General features: G+C 64.2%; 13 protein-coding genes. 5 read left to right on the top strand and 8 right to left on the bottom strand.

Features of this window, described 5'->3' with window-relative positions; all coding sequences use genetic code 11:
- Positions 1–128: 128 nt before the first annotated feature.
- Together AC5O5R_RS08360 and AC5O5R_RS08355 are read right to left on the bottom strand one after the other, a co-directional pair.
- Entirely contained in the window at positions 129–1058 is a 930-nt protein-coding gene (locus AC5O5R_RS08360; protein WP_494512320.1) for an electron transfer flavoprotein subunit alpha/FixB family protein, read from the bottom strand.
- The gene (locus AC5O5R_RS08355) at positions 1059–1808 is read right to left on the bottom strand and encodes an electron transfer flavoprotein subunit beta/FixA family protein (protein WP_494515170.1); all 750 of its coding nucleotides are present in this window, start codon (positions 1806–1808) and stop codon (positions 1059–1061) included. It abuts the gene before it with no gap.
- 532 nt (positions 1809–2340) lie between these two features.
- Between AC5O5R_RS08355 and AC5O5R_RS08350 the strand changes: the two genes are divergently transcribed.
- Positions 2341–4023 carry an electron transfer flavoprotein-ubiquinone oxidoreductase gene (locus AC5O5R_RS08350; protein ID WP_172226146.1) on the top strand — a complete coding sequence of 561 codons (1683 nt, stop codon included), beginning with the start codon at positions 2341–2343 and terminating at the stop codon, positions 4021–4023.
- A gap of 69 nt (positions 4024–4092) precedes the next feature.
- On the opposite strand, the gene AC5O5R_RS08345 is transcribed toward AC5O5R_RS08350, so the two are convergent.
- From AC5O5R_RS08345 to AC5O5R_RS08325, 5 genes are all read right to left on the bottom strand, one after another.
- Positions 4093–4494: a type II TA system antitoxin MqsA family protein gene (locus AC5O5R_RS08345; protein ID WP_172226149.1), complete on the bottom strand. Its 402-nt coding sequence runs from the start codon at positions 4492–4494 to the stop codon at positions 4093–4095.
- Positions 4495–4496: 2 nt separating this feature from the next.
- On the bottom strand, positions 4497–4793 hold the full coding sequence (locus AC5O5R_RS08340) for a type II toxin-antitoxin system MqsR family toxin (protein ID WP_494515169.1): 297 nt from the start codon (positions 4791–4793) through the stop codon (positions 4497–4499).
- A 94-nt stretch (positions 4794–4887) separates the two neighbouring features.
- Positions 4888–6213, bottom strand: coding sequence for an MFS transporter (locus AC5O5R_RS08335; protein WP_494515168.1), 1326 nt, complete (start codon positions 6211–6213; stop codon positions 4888–4890).
- 72 nt (positions 6214–6285) lie between these two features.
- Positions 6286–6765: a histidine kinase gene (locus AC5O5R_RS08330; RefSeq protein WP_172226158.1), complete on the bottom strand. Its 480-nt coding sequence runs from the start codon at positions 6763–6765 to the stop codon at positions 6286–6288.
- Between the two features lie 169 nt (positions 6766–6934).
- Positions 6935–7411, bottom strand: a complete 477-nt coding sequence (locus AC5O5R_RS08325; RefSeq protein WP_172226161.1) for a sigma-70 family RNA polymerase sigma factor — start codon at positions 7409–7411, stop codon at positions 6935–6937.
- A gap of 260 nt (positions 7412–7671) precedes the next feature.
- On the opposite strand from AC5O5R_RS08325, the gene AC5O5R_RS08320 reads away from it, so the two are divergent.
- The 3 genes from AC5O5R_RS08320 to AC5O5R_RS08310 are packed head-to-tail and all read left to right on the top strand — an operon-like array spanning position 7672 to position 12225.
- Entirely contained in the window at positions 7672–8844 is a 1173-nt protein-coding gene (locus tag AC5O5R_RS08320; RefSeq protein WP_172226164.1) for an efflux RND transporter periplasmic adaptor subunit, read from the top strand.
- Positions 8845–10809 carry a MacB family efflux pump subunit gene (locus tag AC5O5R_RS08315; protein ID WP_172226167.1) on the top strand — a complete coding sequence of 655 codons (1965 nt, stop codon included), beginning with the start codon at positions 8845–8847 and terminating at the stop codon, positions 10807–10809.
- Positions 10810–10812: 3 nt separating this feature from the next.
- A complete protein-coding gene (locus AC5O5R_RS08310) occupies positions 10813–12225 on the top strand; it encodes an efflux transporter outer membrane subunit (protein ID WP_172226170.1) in 1413 nt (470 codons plus the stop codon).
- Positions 12226–12389: 164 nt separating this feature from the next.
- Here the strand turns inward: AC5O5R_RS08310 and pvdP are convergent, their stop codons facing one another.
- A complete protein-coding gene (pvdP, locus tag AC5O5R_RS08305; protein WP_172226173.1) occupies positions 12390–14009 on the bottom strand; it encodes a pyoverdine maturation tyrosinase PvdP in 1620 nt (539 codons plus the stop codon).
- A gap of 187 nt (positions 14010–14196) precedes the next feature.
- Between pvdP and AC5O5R_RS08300 the strand changes: the two genes are divergently transcribed.
- Positions 14197–15543: a dipeptidase gene (locus AC5O5R_RS08300; protein WP_172226176.1), complete on the top strand. Its 1347-nt coding sequence runs from the start codon at positions 14197–14199 to the stop codon at positions 15541–15543.
- Positions 15544–15552: the final 9 nt, after the last annotated feature.

The raw sequence follows: 15552 nt of genomic DNA, 5'->3' as shown, positions 1-15552 counted from the left end.
CTGCAACGCCCTGAAGCGTGGCGCCGTACCTGTGGGAGCTGGCTTGCCGGCGACAAGGCCGCTACAGACCATAAAAAAACCCGGCCCCCTGTACGAGGGCCGGGTTCTTTATAAGTGAAGCAGGCGGATCAGACCAGCTTTTCCAGCTCTGGCACCGCTTCGAACAGGTCAGCGACCAGACCGTAGTCGGCTACCTGGAAGATCGGCGCTTCTTCGTCCTTGTTGATCGCAACGATCACCTTGGAGTCCTTCATGCCGGCCAGGTGCTGGATCGCGCCGGAGATACCGACGGCGATGTACAGCTGCGGGGCCACGATCTTGCCGGTCTGGCCGACCTGCATATCGTTGGGCACAAAGCCTGCGTCGACCGCAGCGCGCGAGGCACCGACGGCAGCGCCGAGCTTGTCGGCCAGGCTGTACAGGTGCTTGAAGTTGTCACCGTTGCCCATGCCACGGCCGCCGGAAACGACGATCTTGGCAGCGGTCAGCTCTGGGCGGTCGGACTTGGCCAGCTCTTCACCAACAAATACCGAGATGCCAGCGTTGTGCGCGGCACCTACCGCCTCAACGGCAGCGGAACCACCTTCGGCAGCGACAGCGTCGAAGCCGGTGGTACGCACGGTGATGACCTTGACCGCAGCGCTGGATTGCACGGTGGCAATGGCGTTACCGGCATAGATCGGGCGCTTGAAGGTGTCGGCGGACTCGACCGCGATGATCTCGGAGATCTGGTCGACATCCAGCAACGCGGCAACGCGTGGCAGGATGTTCTTGCCGTTGGTGGTGGCCGGGGCCAGCACGTGGCTGTAGGCCTTGGCCAGCTCGACGATCAGCGGCGCAACGTTTTCCGGCAGAGCGTGGGCGTAGGCGGCGTTATCAGCTACCAGCACCTTGGCCACGCCAGCGATCTTGGCAGCGGATTCGGCAACACCACCGACGTTCTGGCCAGCGACCAGCACGTGTACATCACCACCGATCTTGGCGGCAGCAGCTACGGTGTTCAGGGTGGCCGGGGCTACGGCACCATTTTCGTGTTCAGCGACAACCAGGATAGTCATTTAGATTACCTTCGCTTCGTTCTTCAGCTTCTCGACCAGTTCGGCCACCGACTTGACCTTGATACCCGCGCTGCGGGCAGCCGGGGCTTCAACCTTCAGGGTCTTGTTGGTGGAGGCGAGGGAAACGCCCAGATCGTCAGGTTTGACGGTCTCCAGCGGCTTCTTCTTGGCCTTCATGATGTTCGGCAGCGACGCATAGCGTGGCTCGTTCAGGCGCAGGTCGGTGGTGACGATGGCGGGCAGGTTCAAAGCCACGGTCTGCAGGCCGCCGTCGATTTCACGGGTGACGTTCAGCTTGTCGCCCGCCACTTCGACCTTGGAGGCGAAGGTGCCTTGCGCATAGCCAGTCAACGCCGCCAGCATCTGGCCGGTCTGGTTGTTGTCGCTGTCGATGGCCTGCTTGCCGAGGATGACCAGCTGCGGCTGCTCCTTGTCGACAACGGCTTTCAGCGCCTTGGCCACGGCCAGGGAGTTCAGTTCGTCAGCGGCTTCGACCAGGATGGCCCGGTCGGCACCCAGGGCCAGGGCAGTACGCAGTTGCTCCTGGGCAGTGGTCGGGCCGACGGAAACCACGACGATCTCGGTCGCAACGCCTTTTTCCTTCAGGCGTACGGCCTCTTCCACGGCGATTTCGCAGAAGGGGTTCATGGACATCTTGACGTTAGCAAGGTCGACGCCGGAGTTGTCCGCTTTGACGCGAACCTTGACGTTGTAGTCGACCACTCGTTTGACAGCTACAAGAACCTTCATGGATTCCTCGTTACTCTCCGGTGAATAGATAGTCGCCTGGGGCAGAGCCCAGCGATGCGCGTGGGTACAAGGGCACCTCTGAAGACGTAGCGGGAGGCAGCAACTTCACAGTGACCGAACAGTCATGACCGGACTCTTGCGACAAATACTCGCGGGTCATTTTCTGTCGTGGCGTGTAAACTCCACTACAAACCGGATTTCAGCCCGAAAACCCTGCTCCACACCTGGTCTTTAGAGGTGTACCTGCGCCCGGCTGCAAGCCTACGGCGAACGTAAAACCGCTCGTATCTTGACCGTAACACCCCATCCGGTCAATACGGCAAATCGGTCACCCTCCAGCCGCGTTCCTGTGATTTTACTGGCCTGCGGCAAATTCAAACAAACGTTTGTATTGGACCCGCCAAGTGGTGTAGATATAATGCGCGGCCAAGACAAAACGGTGTAGTCCGTCATTTGCGCAGCTACAGTTTCGCTCCCGTGATGAGCCACTGTGCGCAAGCACCCATAAGACAAAGCAACAGCACGAGCCTTGATGAGTAGGAGAGAACCTGTGGAACGCGAATACATGGAATTCGACGTGGTCATCGTCGGCGCCGGCCCGGCAGGCCTGTCCGCCGCCTGCCGCCTGAAGCAGAAGGCCGCCGAAACCGGTAGCGAAATCAGCGTCTGCGTGGTGGAAAAAGGCTCTGAAGTCGGCGCCCACATCCTCTCCGGCGCGGTGTTCGAGCCCCGCGCCCTGAACGAACTGTTCCCTGACTGGAAAGCACTCGGTGCGCCGCTGAACACCGAAGTGAAGCGCGACGACATCTACGTGCTCAAGGATGCCGGCAGCGCCACCAAGGTGCCTGACCTGTTCGTGCCCAAGACCATGCACAACCATGGCAACTACATCATCTCGCTGGGCAACCTGTGCCGCTGGCTGGCCCAGCAGGCCGAAAACCTCGGCGTGGAAATCTACCCGGGCTTCGCCGCCCAGGAAGCGCTGTTCGACGACAACGGCGTGGTCCGCGGCATTGTCACCGGCGACCTGGGTGTCGACCGCGAAGGCAACCCCAAGGACGGCTTGTACACCCCGGGCATGGAGCTGCGCGCCAAGTACACCCTGTTCGCCGAAGGCTGCCGCGGCCACATCGGCAAGCAATTGATCAAGCGCTTCGATCTCGACAACGAGTCCGATGTCCAGCACTACGGCATCGGCCTGAAGGAAATCTGGGAAATCGACCCGGCCAAGCATGAGCAGGGCCTGGTGGTGCACACCGCCGGCTGGCCGCTGGACGTGGTGGCCAAGGACAACACCGGTGGCTCGTTCCTTTACCACCTGGAAAACAACCAGGTGGTGGTCGGCCTGATCGTCGACCTGTCCTACGCCAACCCGTACCTGTCGCCATTCGACGAATTCCAGCGCCTCAAGCACCACCCGGTGATGAGCCAGTACCTCGAAGGCGGCAAGCGCATCAGCTACGGTGCCCGGGCCATCTGCAAAGGCGGCCTGAACTCGCTGCCGAAAATGGTCTTCAACGGCGGCGCGCTGATCGGTTGCGATCTCGGCACCCTGAACTTCTCCAAGATCAAGGGCAGCCACACCGCCATGAAGTCCGGCATGCTCGCCGCTGAAGCGGTGGCCGAGGCCCTGGCCGCCGGCCGCGAGGGTGGTGACCAGCTCGACGGTTATGTCAGCGCGTTCAAGGCCAGCTGGCTGTATGACGAACTGTTCGCCAGCCGCAACTTCGGCCCAGCCTTGCACAAGTTCGGCCCGCTGCTCGGTGGCGCGTTCAACTACGTGGACCAGAACTGGTTCGGCGGCAAGCTGCCGTTCACCCTGCACGACACCAAGCCGGACTATGCCTGCCTGAAGCTGGCGGCCGACTCGCAGAAGATCGACTACCCGAAACCGGACGGCAAACTCAGCTTCGACAAGCTCAGCTCGGTATTCCTCTCCAGCACCAACCACGAAGAGGAACAACCCTGCCACCTGAAGCTGACCGACCCGAACGTGCCGATCGCCAGCAACCTGCCGCTGTACGACGAACCGGCCCAGCGCTACTGCCCGGCAGGCGTGTACGAGGTGGTCACCCAGGAAGACGGCAACAAGCGCTTCCAGATCAACGCGCAGAACTGCGTGCACTGCAAAACCTGCGACATCAAGGACCCAGCCCAGAACATCACCTGGGTCACCCCTGAAGGCGCTGGCGGGCCTAACTACCCGAACATGTAAGGCCCCTGCCCTTGACGACAAAAAGCCCCCGCTTCTCATGAGCCGGGGGCTTTTTGTTGCCTCCTGGTGTCAGGCCGTACGCACTTCCTCGAAAAGCTCTGGATGACGGTCCAGCAGCTTGAGCAGTTTCACCAGCGCCACTGGCGGCGTGGTCTTGCCGTTTTCATAGCGGGAGAATGCATTGACCCCACCGCCGAAAATCTCACCCGCTTCGCGCTGGTCGAGGTCGAACTTTCTGCGTATGGAGGCAATAAAGGAAGGATCTACAACAGTTGCGTTGATCTGGCGCTCGAATACCGTCATCAGGTGACTGACGCGCATGGCTTCATCATGACTCAGTACACATTCACCACATGCGGAACAGTAATCGCCACTTACTTCAGGGATCACTGTCGCCTCTCCTTTGTAGCTATAGGGCATGCCCTGAACGTCAGGTGCAAGCTCCGAGCCGCCGCATATTGGACATCTCATGGTTACAACTCCTTGGAAGACACGATGAGCACGTCGTCTACCACGGACAATTTCAGATAAACGTACCCAATTGCTGTAAGCGGGCGATACACGTCCTGCCAGACCCGATGATCAATATGGCTGGTCATGCTCTTGTAGAAATCATTGCGCCTCAAGCTGTTGATTACTTCAAGCATGCCCGAAAAATCCATTCCCAGCGCCTTGGCACCTCTCAATGCAGCGCCCGTAGGGCTGATTCGCCTTGCCGCAGCCAAGGCCTTCACCCGCTCCAGCGGGCAGTGAGGCGTTCTCTTTTCCATGAGAAATTAACCTTCCAGGTTAAATTTGGCTAATAGGTTATTCCAATAACCCCCGCCCAGAAGTCTGCCTCACCACCCCACAGCCGTTACCGGCTCATTTGTCACCGCACATGATCGGCATCGGCTCTGCCGCCAGCGCCAATGGCTCGCGACGCCCGAAATACAAGGCGGTCAGCAGCCCCACAGCGCCCATCACCAGACAAAAGCCGACACACACCCACGGGCTCCAGGGCATCAGCGCGATCAGCGCCAGCGGCGTGGTGCTGGCCCACAGCGCGTAGGCCACGTTGTAGGTAAAGGAAATGCCCGACACGCGAATCTCCGCAGGGAACAGCCCCACCATGATCGACGGCACCACGCCCACCACACCGCAGCTCAACCCGGCCAGCGCATAGGCCAGCCAGGTCATGCCCCACTGCCCCACCAGGCTGGCGTACAACGCGCCGATCCCCAGCGGCAACAGCAGGCTGTAGAGCATCAGCGCACGCCAGGCGCCCACGCGATCGACCAGCAGGCCAGCCAGCACGCAGCCGATGTTGAGGAAGACGATGCCCACGCTGCTGAGGGCAAAGGTATGCCCGGCACTCATGCCGAAGCGCTGTTGCATCACCGTCGGGGTGATCACCACCAGCACCACCACGGCAGAGGTCAGCACACAGGTCAGCAATGCTGCCGGGATCAGCGCCCCACGGTGCTCGCCCAGCACCCGCCGCAGCGGGAACTTCACCGGCTGCTGCTGGCGTGCGCGCAGGGCCAGAAACACCGGCGTTTCGCTAAGCCAGCGGCGCAGCCACACACCGATTACCCCAAACACCCCACCCAGCAGGAACGGATAGCGCCAGGCGTAGTCGAGGATTTCCTGTGGGCTGAACAGCTGCGCCAGCAACGTCGCGGTCAGCGCCCCCAGCAGGTAACCGAAGGTCAGCCCGGCCTGCAGAAAGCCCAGGGCATAACCACGCCGCCCGGTCGGGGCATGCTCGGCGACGAAGGTCCAGGCACTTGGCACTTCGCCGCCTACCGCAGCGCCCTGCAGGATGCGCAGGGCGAGCAGGATCAGCGGCGCGGCATAACCGATGTCGGCATAGGTCGGCATCACCCCGATCAGCAGGCACGGCAGGGCCATCATCAGGATGCTCAGGCTGAACACCCGCTTGCGCCCCAGGTGGTCGGCGAAATGCGCCATCAGGATGCCGCCCAGCGGCCGTGCCAGGTAACCGGTGACGAAGATGCCGAAGCTTTGCAGCAGGCGCAGCCACTCGGGCATCTCGGGCGGGAAGAACAGCTGGCTGAGGGTTAGCGCAAAGAACACGAAGATGATGAAGTCGTAGATTTCCAGCGCGCCGCCCAGCGCCGCCAGGCCCAGGGTCCGATGGTCGCCGCGGCTGAAGCGCGGCGGGCGAGCGGTATCGATGGCAGTCATGGCAGGGTCCGCAAATCGGCAAAGGGCAAGAGCATAACAAATACCTGCCGCGTTGCCCTGCCCGCTGCGTCGCTAGCGGTTGAACACCGTATGCGCGAAGTTGGCGCGCGGCCGTGGCCGCGTCGTGGTAGCGGGCATGGCGCCTGGCAGCGGCAACTTGCCGACCAGCAGCGGTGCGTCGATGATCGTCATGAACGACTCCAGCGCCTCGTTATCGGGCACCTGGGGCAGGCTCAGGCTGACGGCCTGGCGCTCGGTCTGCGGTACGGCAGGCACCTTCAGCTGGGTGGAGTGGTAAAGCAGGGCGTGCTGGATTTGCGTGCTGACCCGGCAGAAGCGCTCCAGGTCGACCCCGGCATGGCTGGCCAGCTCGATATTGCCCAACAGCAGGTGGAAGGGCTGCAAGGCGCAATGCACCAGGCGCTGCAGCTCCTCGAAACTGTCCACGGGGGCTATGCGGAAGTAGCCCAGGCCGTTGAGCAGCCGCTCCAGCTGCAAGCGCTGGCAAGGGTGTGCGTCGGCGATGAGGATGCGCAGGGTCTTGTTTGCCATGGACGGACCTGGGCAGTTGGCTGATAGGTAGGCTCCATGACCAGAACTGCGCCAGTGACGGCTACTGCCAAACCCACGCGTGGCAGCGGTCTTCTTTGATAAAAGTCGGGAAAGCCGCATAAATCAAGTGATTGACTGACGGAATTTTCATTTCGCTTTAACTCGGCAATCAGGATTCCCACTCACGCATGCGCACCCTGCAGTGCTTCATGGCATTGACGATGTGCTTTTCCACCACGCTGCGGGACACGCCCAGGTGTTCGGCAATCTGCTGGTGCGACAGGCCTTCGAGCTTGCGCAGCAAAAAACATTCGCGGCACACCTGGCCCAGTTCATCCAGCGCGCGCTGCATCAGCGCCAGGCGCTGATCGAGCTGCATGTCATGCGTGAGCGCCGGGCTGTGCCAGCGCTCGTCGCTGTCCAGCACCTCCAGCGGCTCGGACTGGCGCACCAGATGGCGCCGATGGCGGTCGACCACCAGGTTGAGCGCGGTGCGGTAGAGGAAGGCGCGCGGGTGCTCGATGCGCTCGGCGTCAGTGCGCTCCAGCACCCGCAGGTAAGCATCGTGCGCCACGTCCTCGGCGGCCTGGCGACTGCCCAGGCGGGCGGAGAGGAAGCCCACCAGTTCGCGATAATAATGTTCCACGACGTTACCTGAGATCGTCCTGCCAGCTTATGCCCGAAAATCCTTTCAGGCGGCAACGCGGGACCGAGTGATGTCAACGTGCGATCTTACAAATTATAATTATTCTCAGCAACAGGGGTGTGTCTGAAGAGGTTTGCCGCCACGAAGTTGTCAGCTCCAACCCGATATCCGCTAAATCCCCCCCTCCCGCTCTCGTCTATCTGGCACCCGGTCCGCGCCTGCCACCCGTGCGTACCCACACCCCTCGGCTGGATGTCTGCATGAGACCTTTAACCAACACCCGTCGCCGTGTCCTGCTCACCGGCCTGGGCCTGCTCGGCCTTGGCAGCCTGCTGGCCTGGAAGACCCTGCCCTACGGCGCGCAGCCGCTGAGCACGGTTGCCGTGACCCGCGCCGACATCGAAAGCAGCGTAACAGCGCTGGGCACCCTGCAGCCGCGGCGCTACGTGGACGTTGGCGCACAAGCGTCCGGGCAGATCCACAAGCTGCACGTCGAAGTCGGCGACACGGTGCGCAAAGGCGAGCTGCTGGTCGAGATCGACCCCTCCACCCAGCAGGCGCGGCTGGATGCCGGGCGCTTCTCGATCGATAACCTCAAGGCCCAGCTGGCCGAGCAACGTGCCCAGTACCTGCTGGCCCAACAGCAGCTCAAGCGCCAGCGCGACCTGGCCGTCGCCGGCGCCACCCGTGACGAGGACGTGCAAACCGCCGCCGCCCAGCTGAAAGTCACCCAGGCGCGCATCGACATGTTCCAGGCGCAAATCCGCCAGGCCCAGGCCAGCCTGCGCAGCGACGAGGCGGAACTGGGCTACACGCGTATCTACGCGCCCATGGACGGCACGGTGGTGGCGGTGGATGCCCGTGAAGGGCAAACCCTCAACGCCCAGCAACAGACGCCGTTGATCCTGCGCATTGCCAAGCTCTCGCCGATGACCGTATGGGCCCAGGTGTCGGAGGCCGACATCGGCAAGGTACAACCGGGCATGACCGCCTACTTCACTACCCTGGCCGGCGGCAAGCGCCGCTGGACCAGCACCGTGCGGCAGGTGCTGCCGATCCCGCCCAAACCGCTGGAGCAGTCCAGCCAGGGTGGCGGCAGCCCGGCCAGCGTCAGCAATGGCAGCGCCGGCAGCCAGGTAGTGCAGTACAGCGTGTTGCTGGATGTCGACAACCCGGACGGGGCGCTGATGGCCGATATGACCACCCAGGTGTTCTTTGTTGCAGGCCAGGCCAGCCAGGTGCTGACCGTGCCACTGGCGGCGCTGGAGGACGGCGACGACCTGCGCCTGGCGCATGTGCTTACCGGCGAGGGCAAAGTGGTGCAGCGCCAGGTACGCACCGGCCTCAGCGACCGCCTGCGAGTGCAGGTGCTGGAGGGGCTCGACGAAGGCGAGCGCCTGGTCATTGGCGCCCCTGGCGTGAGCGGAGGCTGAATGAGCACGCCATTGATCGAGCTGGTCGACATCCGCAAGTCCTACGGCGGCGTCGAAACGCCCAAGGTCGACATCCTTCACGGCATCAGCATGCGCATCCACCCCGGTGAGTTCGTCGCCATCGTCGGTGCCTCGGGCTCTGGCAAGTCGACCCTGATGAACATTCTTGGCTGCCTCGACCGGCCTACCTCCGGCAGCTACCGGTTTGCCGGCAGGGACGTGGCCGAACTGGACAGCGACGAACTGGCCTGGCTGCGCCGCGAAGCGTTTGGCTTCGTGTTCCAGGGCTACCACCTGATCCCCTCGGGCTCGGCTCAGGAAAACGTGGAAATGCCGGCCATTTATGCCGGCATCGACGCCAGCGAACGCCACGCCCGCGCCAGCGCCCTGCTCGGCCGGCTGGGATTGGCCAGCCGCACCGGCAACCGCCCGCACCAGTTGTCTGGCGGCCAGCAACAACGAGTGTCGATTGCCCGCGCGCTGATGAACGGCGGCCATATCATCCTCGCCGACGAGCCCACCGGCGCCCTCGACAGCCACAGCGGCACCGAGGTGATGGCGCTGCTCGACGAACTGGCCAGCCAGGGCCACGTGATCATCCTGATCACCCACGACCGCGAAGTGGCGGCGCGGGCGCAGCGGGTGATCGAGATCCGTGATGGCCTGGTCATCAGCGACTCGGCCGCCGAGCAACGCCCCGCCGACACCGGCCAAGGGCTGCAGGCCGACCAGCTGCGCCAGCGCCTGGACCGTGGCGCAACCTTGCGCGGGGCGTGGAAAGGCGAGTTGATCGAAGCCCTGCAGGCCGCCTGGCGGGTAATGTGGGTCAACCGCTTCCGCACCGCCCTGACCCTGCTGGGCATCGTCATCGGCGTGGCCTCGGTGGTGGTCATGCTGGCGGTGGGCGAAGGCAGCAAGCGCCAGGTGATGGCGCAGATGGCCGCCTTCGGCTCCAACATCCTCTACCTCAACGGCAAACCGGCCAGCCTGGGTGAACAGGCCGGCACCATCACCCTGGATGATGTCGCCGCCATCGGCCAGCTGCCGCAGGTCAGGCACGTGATGCCGGTGATCGGCGAAAAGATGATGGTGCGCCATGGCAACAGCAGCCAGCGGTTCTACGTGGGCGGCAACAACACCTGGTTTCCCGAGATTTTCAACTGGCCAGCGGTCGAAGGCAGCTTCTTCACCGACGCCGACGAGCGCAACGGCGCGGCAGTGGCGGTGATCGGCCAGAAAGTGCGGGAAAAGATGCTCGAGCCCGGGCGCGATCCGCTGGGGCAGTACATCCTGATCGGCAATGTGCCGTTTCAGGTAGTCGGCATCCTGGCCGGCAAGGGCGCCAGCTCGGGCGACCAAGACAGCGACGGGCGCATCGCGGTGCCCTACTCCGCCGCCGCCATCCGCCTGTTCGGCCAGCGCGACCCGGACTACATCACTGTCTCGGCCATCGACTCTACCCGCGTAAACGAAGCCGAAGCGGCCATCGAGCGGCTGTTGCGCCAGCGCCACAACGGCCGCCAGGATTTCGAGCTGACCAACGATGCGGCACTGATCCAGGCCGAAGCGCGCACGCAGAACAGCCTGTCGCTGATGCTTGGGGCGATCGCAGCCATTTCGCTGCTGGTGGGCGGTATCGGCGTGATGAACATCATGCTGATGACCGTGCGCGAGCGTACCCGGGAAATCGGTATCCGCATGGCAACCGGTGCACGCCAGCGCGACATCCTGCGCCAGTTCCTCAGCGAAGCGGTGATGCTGTCGATGGTCGGCGGCCTGGCCGGCATCGTCCTGGCCCTGGCCATCGGCGGTGGCCTGATGCTGGCCGAAGTGGCGGTGGCCTTTGCCCTGCCCGCCATGCTCGGCGCGTTCGCCTGCGCCGTCGTCACCGGCATCGTGTTCGGCTTCATGCCGGCACGCAAGGCCGCCCGCCTTGACCCGGTCAAAGCCCTTACCAGCGAATAGCCCATGACATTGCCCAGCCGCATCAGCCTGTTGACCTTGTGCCTGCCCCTGTGTGCAACCATTGCCGCCTGCAGCACACCGCCCACACCCGCCAGTGGCATCGCCGCGCCGCCCGCCTGGCAAGGCGGCACATCGGCGTCGGCACAACGGCCGACAACAAAATGGTGGCATGCCTTCGCCAGCCGAGAGCTGGACCGCCTGGTGCAGCGGGCCCTGCTCAATGCCCACGACCTGGCCGCCGCCACCGCGCGGGTACGCCAGGCACAGGCGCGGGCGGTGATTGCTGGCGCGCCTTTGCTGCCAGAGCTGCAACTGGGCCTGAATGGTGAACGCCAACGCCTGCTGCACGGCGATGGCAACGACCAGCTCGACGTCAGCCGCAACCAACCCACCAGTACCTCGTTCGACATGCAGCTCAGCGCCAGCTACGAAATCGACTTCTGGGGCGGCCTGCGCGCGACCCGCGACAGCGCCTTGCGCACGCTTGATGCCAGCCGCCTGGACCGCAAGACCGTAGAGCTGACGCTGGTCAGCGCGGTCGCCGACAGCTACCTGCAAGGGCTGGCCCTGGAACAGCAGTTGCGCATTGCCCGCCTTAACCTGCGCAACGCCCAGGACGTACTGAAGCTGGTCGAGGCGCGCCAGCGCAGCGGTTCTGCGACCCGCCTGGAGCTGGCCCAGCAGCGCAGCCTGGTCGCCACCCAGCAACGTCAGCTGCCGCTGCTGGAACAGAAATGGCAGGACAGCCGGGTCACCCTGGCGACCCTGCTCGGCGACCCCGTGCAGTCGCTGCCCGCCAGCCAGGAGGCGATCGATGCGCTGCAATGGCCGGCCATAGGCAGCGGCGTGCCCAGTGAACTGCTCACCCGTCGCCCGGACATTGCCGCGGCAGAAGCACGGCTGGCTGCAGCCAGTGCCAACGTGCAGGTCGCCCGCGCCGCCATGCTGCCCAAGCTTACCCTTGGGGCCAATCTGGGGGCTGGCGCCAACACCTTTGCGCATTTGTTCGACAGTTCCTACTACACCCTCACCAGTGGCCTGGTCGCACCCATCTTCAACAATGGCCGGCTGCGCGCCGCGCGCCAGCTGGCCGAAGCCGAGCAGGCGGAGCTGTTGGAGGCCTACCGCAGCAGCATCCTCGCCGGGTTTGCCGATGTGGAGAAAGCGCTCAATGCGATCCAGGGCGTGGACCGCCAGCGGCAGTGGCAGGATGAAGAGCTGGATCAGGCGCGGCTGGCGTTCGACCTGGCGCAGCAACGCTATGGGGCGGGGGCCGAAACCCTGCTGACCGTGCTGGAGACCCAGCGCACCTTGTATGTGGCACAAGACCAGCAGGCGCAACTGCGGCTGGCGCGGTTGCAGGGTAGCGTGGCGCTTTACAAGGCGCTGGGGGGCGGGTGGGAGGTTGGGCGGTAGGGTTCATCGACCACATTGCCGGCAGGCCGGTTCTCATAGGGACCGCATCAGGGCTGACAGGCGCTGAATATACCAAGGCATACACCTGTCAGCCCTGATGCAACCTGCACATACCATGGAATTCCCCACAGGTACGGCAGCGATAGCCCCAAAACAGCCCGCAGCTAAGCTCGAACCTTCAGATTGCGCGCATACCACGGCCGCTGCGGCACCCTGGGCCGCAGCTTGTCGAACAGGCCTTCATCGCTGTAGATGATGCGCAATGCCAACTTCATGGTCTCCGGGTCCATCTCCACGCTGCGCCCCGGCCGCAGCCCTGGCACCGTCGAACACCCGTGGGTATCCGGCCCCAGCCACGGGTCCGCCACTTCCACCCAGCGCCCCGGCGCAAACCAGGGCACGCCGTTGACCTCAAGGCGCCGCACCTCACCGGGGTGAAGCCGTTCATGGGCACGGAACCAGTCCTCGATGCGGTCGTCTATCCAGCCGTGAAAATGCCAGAACACCGGGTTTACATGGGATGAAAACGGGTCGCCAAGAAAGTCGTTTTCCGCCGCGAACCAGCGCTCGGCAAAGTCATCCGGCGTGCGTGCCGTCGGCACCGGCATGCCGTTGGAGGGGTCACGCGGCACCGAGGCCCAGCGCATGTGCAGCCAGTCGTGCAGGCCCAGCTCCACCTCCGAGCCGAACTGGCCCAGGGTCAGGGTGCTGAGGTAGTCCGGGTCGGTGTAGCGCGACTCCCAGACCTGGAAGTTGCCGTGGAAGGTGTCCGGGGTCTTGATGTCGCGCACCCACTGGGTGTATTCCCCGTCACCGCTGGCCAGCCAGGTCGGCGGCAAGGCAGTGCCGTCATGGTTGTCGAAGTAGCGGGCAAAGCCTGCGCGGTCACGCTCGAGCTCGGGTTGCGGCAGCGGAAAACGCGTCCATGAGGGCAAGTCTTGCAAGGCTCGGGCGCTGCCGAGCATGTGCCGGTGCATGAAGAAAAAGTCCTCGCCCGAGCCGTTGCGGTCTTTGTGCCGGCCACGTGCGTCACGCTCGTGGTCTCGTGGCCCTGGCTGCCAGCCCAGGCCGCGCAGCGCGCCCTGCTTGTCCTTGTCCAGCTTGTGCCATTTGTCCCGCGACGAATGCCACAGCTGGTGGAACAGGCGATGCTCCGGGGCGATCAGCCGGGCCAGCAGTACCGGGTTGAGCGGGGTACGCTCGCGCGCCTCGGGGAAGGTGCGCTTCACGGCCAGGAAACGGTTGTCCTGCACGGGCAACGACAGTGCGCGGTCCATGCATGCGATGCGCCCGTTGAGGCTTGCCGGGCCGGCGTTGCCGAAACGCCCCCAGACCTGATCGAGCACAATATGGCATTCATAGCGGGCCTGCGCCTGACCGGTTTCGAACAGGCGCCAGCGCAAGCGGCCTGGGGTGTCTGCCAGCAAGTCGCCGACCACCCGGTAACGCGGCTGCGCATCGCCGCGCAAGCGTTCGGGGGTATCCAGGTAGCCGCGCAGGGCGCGGCCGCTGGCGGCCACGTCGAGGAACAGTTCCAGTTCGCCCATGGGCAAGCCATGCAGGCCTGCGTCCTTGCCCTGCATGGTCCAGCGCCAGATGCCGCGCAAGGTGTCGCCCAGCTGCTGCAGCCCGGTATCGGCCAGCTCGACGACGGCCTCGCCAGGGGTTTCCGGGAACTCCTCGGCGGCCCGCTGGCGTTGCACATACAGTGCACCCAGCGCACCGGGCACCACCACACCCGTCAATGCCACACCGGCGATGAAACCGCGTCGGGAAATCGTCATTGCATACCTGTGCATTCATTGCGGCCATGGAGCACGGCCCGTCCAAGGCTAGAACGTTGCGCGGGCGACGAAATTTAACGGCGCAGCGCCCCTGTCACTGGCTAAATTTCCCGGCTGCGGGCTCGTTCCCTCCAGGTAGCGGCGGCCTCTGTGCCCATCCCTCGACGGTGAACCTACTGAGACCAAGATGACGACTCCACGCTGGAAGAAAGCCCTGTTTATCAGCCTGGCCGCGGCAGTTGCCGCAGGGGCCGGGTTCGCCGCCTGGCACTACTTCGCCACACCCGCTGGCTACTCGCGCGAGGTGACCCGCCAGGCCAACGACCTGCAGCAACGCATCATCTCGTTCGATAGCCATATCACCCTGCCGCTGGCCTTCGGCACCGAAGGCAGCGAAGCCGACAAGGACGGCGATGGCCGCTTCGACCTGGCCAAGGCTGCGCGCGGGCGCTTGTCGGGCGCGGCCCTGACCATCTTCGCCTGGCCCGAGTCCTGGACCGGCAGCGGCGGCCCGCACCGCCCTACCCCGGGCTTCGTCGAGGCTGCCCGGCATACCCAGGAAGTGCGCTTCAACGCCATCAGCGCCATGGTCCGCGACTTCCCGCAGCAGGTCGGCATCGCCTACACACCGCAAGACATGCGGCGCCTGCACGGCGAAGGCAAGTTCGCGGTGTTCCTCAGCATGCTCAACGCCTACGCGCTGGGCGATGACATCGATCAACTCGACCGCTGGGCCGCGCGCGGCGTGCGCATGTTCGGCTTCAGCTACGTGGGCAACAACAGCTGGGCCGACTCTTCGCGCCCGCTGCCGTTCTTCAATGATACTGCCGATGCACTGGACGGCCTTTCGCCGGTCGGCAAGCGTGCCGTACAGCGGCTGAACGACCTGGGCGTGATCATCGATGTGTCGCAGATGTCGAGCAAGGCGCTGGTCCAGGTGGTCGCCCTCAGCCGCGCACCGGTGGTGGCTTCGCACTCGGCGCCGCGGGCGATGGTCGACATCGACCGCAACCTCTCCGACAAGGAGCTGCAGCTGATCAAGGACAGTGGCGGCGTGGTCCAGCTGGTGGCCTTCTCCACCTACCTCAAGCCCCTGAGCAGCAACACCCAGGACAAGCTCAACGCGCTGCGTGCCCGCTACGCCCTGCCACCGCTGGCCAACCTCAACTACGCACTGATGCCCGGCGATCCGGTGATTGCCGGCTGGCCCGAGCCGAAGGTGGGCCAGTATGCCAACGAGCTGTACGGCATTCTCGACGAAGAGCCGCCAGCCACCCTCAAGGACTTTGGCGACGCCATCGACTACACGGTGCGCAAGGTGGGTATCGACCATGTCGGCCTGAGTTCGGACTTCAACGAAGGCGGCGGCATCGACGGCTGGCATGACGCCAGCGAAGCACGCAATGTCACCGCCGAGCTGATCAGCCGCGGCTACTCGGAGGCGGATATCACCAAGCTCTGGGGCGGCAATTTCCTGCGGGTGTGGGAACAGGTACAGCGCACCGCGCAGCCTGTGGCCACTTCGTCTCCATAACTCGTCGAG

This window comes from Pseudomonas sp. 8_5_2 (assembly GCF_059295255.1).
Note: the sequence above shows the minus strand (reverse complement) of the source record. Positions and strands in the feature narration are given on the sequence as shown.